Consider the following 2,283-nt stretch of genomic DNA (forward strand, 5'->3'; position numbering starts at 1 on the left):
TCAACCCGATGCGGGCCTATTGCGTGGCGCTGTCGGCGGCGATCACGGTCATCCTGGCCAGCGCGCTGGGGCTGCCGGTCAGCTCGACCCATATCGCGGTGGGTGCGATCTTCGGCGTGGGCTTTTTCCGCGAATGGGATGCCGAGCGGCGGCTGAGGCAGGCCCGCATGGCCGTTCCCCGGCCCGCCGATCTGCCCGCCGCCGAGCGCCGGCGCCGCAAGCTGGTGCGCCGGCTGCACGTGCTGACCATCGCCGCCGCCTGGGTCGTCACCGTCCCCGCCGCGGCAATGCTCTCGGCCATCCTCTTCCTCGTCCTGCGCCAGATCGCAGCCTGATACCCCCGACAACAAAGACCAATCAGCAGAAGAACAGAAAGGGGCAGCGCAGGGAAAGGCGGACCGGAATTGCTCAGGGGAAACGGAAAATCGCTTCTGGCTGCTGGGGGCTCCTTAATGCAACAGCCAATAGAGCAGCCCCATGCCGGAGGCATATGCCAATATCAGCAGCAGGATATTCCTGACGGCCTGCCTGCGGGAGGTCGTTATCCTGATCGGCTTTATTTCAAGGCTGTCGAGGTCGTTTCGGCCTGCGCCTTTTTTGCTCTTGATGCCTGGGTCTTTATTCTGGCTCATGTCCCGACCTGTAGGCTGCTTCATGCATGCGGCGCGGTGATGCGGTATTGCCCTTTGGCGCACAAATTTGCTCTATCCCGGCTTCCTGGCCTTTCGTGCCGGGGTTTGCATCGCTGGCAGGATGGCTTTGGGGCAAGGCTCTGCGATTTCCGCGCAAGAGAATTTTCAGCGAGCCGCTTTCACGCAGCAAGGCGACGGCAAACCGGACCTCGTCAACGGGCAGTCCCGTTCTGATGGATATGTCTTCGATGCCATAACCTTCTTTCAGCATTTGGCCGATCATTGGACGATTGCCCCCTTTCCCGGGTTCGAAATGCAATCGGCAGTCAGCAGCTCGCGGCCGAGGGGTGCCAAAGCCTCCGATGATCCGGGCTCCGTTGCCCTGTCGGGAAATTCATCACGGACATCGCAAGTCTTGCTGCGAGTATGTGCCTGCATCGCACATCTCCTGTCAGAAACGGGTTCAACCAGTCTCCGTAATCAGGGAGGAAGTCCCTGGGCGCACGCAGCACACGCCTTGCTGACAAGATAGCGATGCCGCCGGGTGGATCAAGGGGCAGGGGGCAAAACCAGGCCATGAGCCTTACCCGTGATCGCTCCGTGCGACGGATTCCCGTTTCGAGCGGACATCCCGCGGCGGCCGACCACATCTGGTTGCCGGTCAGCCCGCCCTGCACCACGGAATAGCCATGGGGATCAGGGTCTCGCGGATGATCGCGTGCTTGCGGTCGGCCAGCTCGACGGTGCCCGCGCCCGCCGCCCCCAGGCCGATCTGCTCGGCGGTCGAGAACTGGAACAGCGAGAACATCATGTTGCTGACCGTGTTCGAGCCGGCGACGAAGGCGCCCATGGCCCTGATCAGCGGCGCGAACATCGGCCAGGCATCGCCCACCACGGACGAGACACCCTGCGCCAGCACGATGGGCAGGCTGGCATGGCTGTCCGAGGCCGAGTNTGATCAGCGGCGCGAACATCGGCCAGGCATCGCCCACCACGGACGAGACACCCTGCGCCAGCACGATGGGCAGGCTGGCATGGCTGTCCGAGGCCGAGTTCAGGAACACCTGCACCATCGGCACGGCGAGCAGCAGCGGCCGATGCGCCCGTGATCATGGTCGTGCCCATGATCTCGTCCGGCCCGGCGCGCAGATCGGCATGGCGGTGACGGGATAGGCGACCGACTGGCCGATTTCGCCAGCGCCACCGGCCGCGTGAAGACCGTGGCGATGGGCCGCTGGGCCAGGGACCGGCGGGTGCCGGAGGGCGCGTTCTGCCGGCAGGCGGCGCTACCTCCTGGAGGGATCAAGCCGCCGTCTCGGACAGGAGGATGGCTCCCGGGTCACGGTGCCGACCGGCGTGTAAAATATTTACATTCCAGATATGCTCGTTGTCAAATTATTAACAAAATTCCCTTTATAAATAAATACTTAACACGAAAGCGGCGATCTGGTTAACATTGTGCTCGAGCTTTCCCGCGGCCGCCCAGGAGGGGGCATTTCGGCATGACGCTGCGGGCAAGGGGAAATGATGCGATCGCTGTGAGGGGGAGCCATGAGCATTGAATCGATTAAGAAACATCCTGTTCCGGCTGGTTTTGAGGCTGCGCTGGTCACGCCTGGGGACTATGCGCGGCTCTATGCCGAATCGATCT

Annotated in this window: 4 protein-coding genes; 1 reads left to right on the forward strand and 3 read right to left on the reverse strand. The window is 62.8% G+C overall.

Annotation, left to right across the window (positions count from 1 at the left end):
• Positions 1–335: inorganic phosphate transporter (locus ACDP63_RS24615; protein WP_409928833.1), on the forward strand; the 335-nt coding region annotated here is incomplete at its 5' end.
• Between the two features lie 114 nt (positions 336–449).
• Here the strand turns inward: ACDP63_RS24615 and ACDP63_RS24620 are convergent.
• From ACDP63_RS24620 to ACDP63_RS24630, 3 genes are all read right to left on the reverse strand, one after another.
• Positions 450–632: a hypothetical protein gene (locus tag ACDP63_RS24620; RefSeq protein WP_024846229.1), complete on the reverse strand. Its 183-nt coding sequence runs from the start codon at positions 630–632 to the stop codon at positions 450–452.
• Positions 619–903 carry a hypothetical protein gene (locus tag ACDP63_RS24625; RefSeq protein ID WP_147278015.1) on the reverse strand — a complete coding sequence of 95 codons (285 nt, stop codon included), beginning with the start codon at positions 901–903 and terminating at the stop codon, positions 619–621. The genes ACDP63_RS24620 and ACDP63_RS24625 overlap by 14 nt, the downstream gene beginning before the upstream one ends.
• 390 nt (positions 904–1,293) lie before the next feature.
• Entirely contained in the window at positions 1,294–1,551 is a 258-nt protein-coding gene (locus ACDP63_RS24630; protein ID WP_409928834.1) for an L-lactate permease, read from the reverse strand.
• Positions 1,552–2,283: the final 732 nt, after the last annotated feature.

Origin of the sequence: Paracoccus sp. P2, from assembly GCF_046335115.1 — a bacterium.
GTDB classification, from domain to species: Bacteria; Pseudomonadota; Alphaproteobacteria; order Rhodobacterales; family Rhodobacteraceae; genus Paracoccus; species Paracoccus pantotrophus.

Coding starts and splice junctions, on each gene's coding strand:
- ACDP63_RS24625 (WP_147278015.1), bottom strand. CDS start 903: ATGCTGAAAGAAGGTTATGGCATCGAAGACATATCCATCAGAACGGGA.
- ACDP63_RS24620 (WP_024846229.1), bottom strand. CDS start 632: ATGAGCCAGAATAAAGACCCAGGCATCAAGAGCAAAAAAGGCGCAGGC.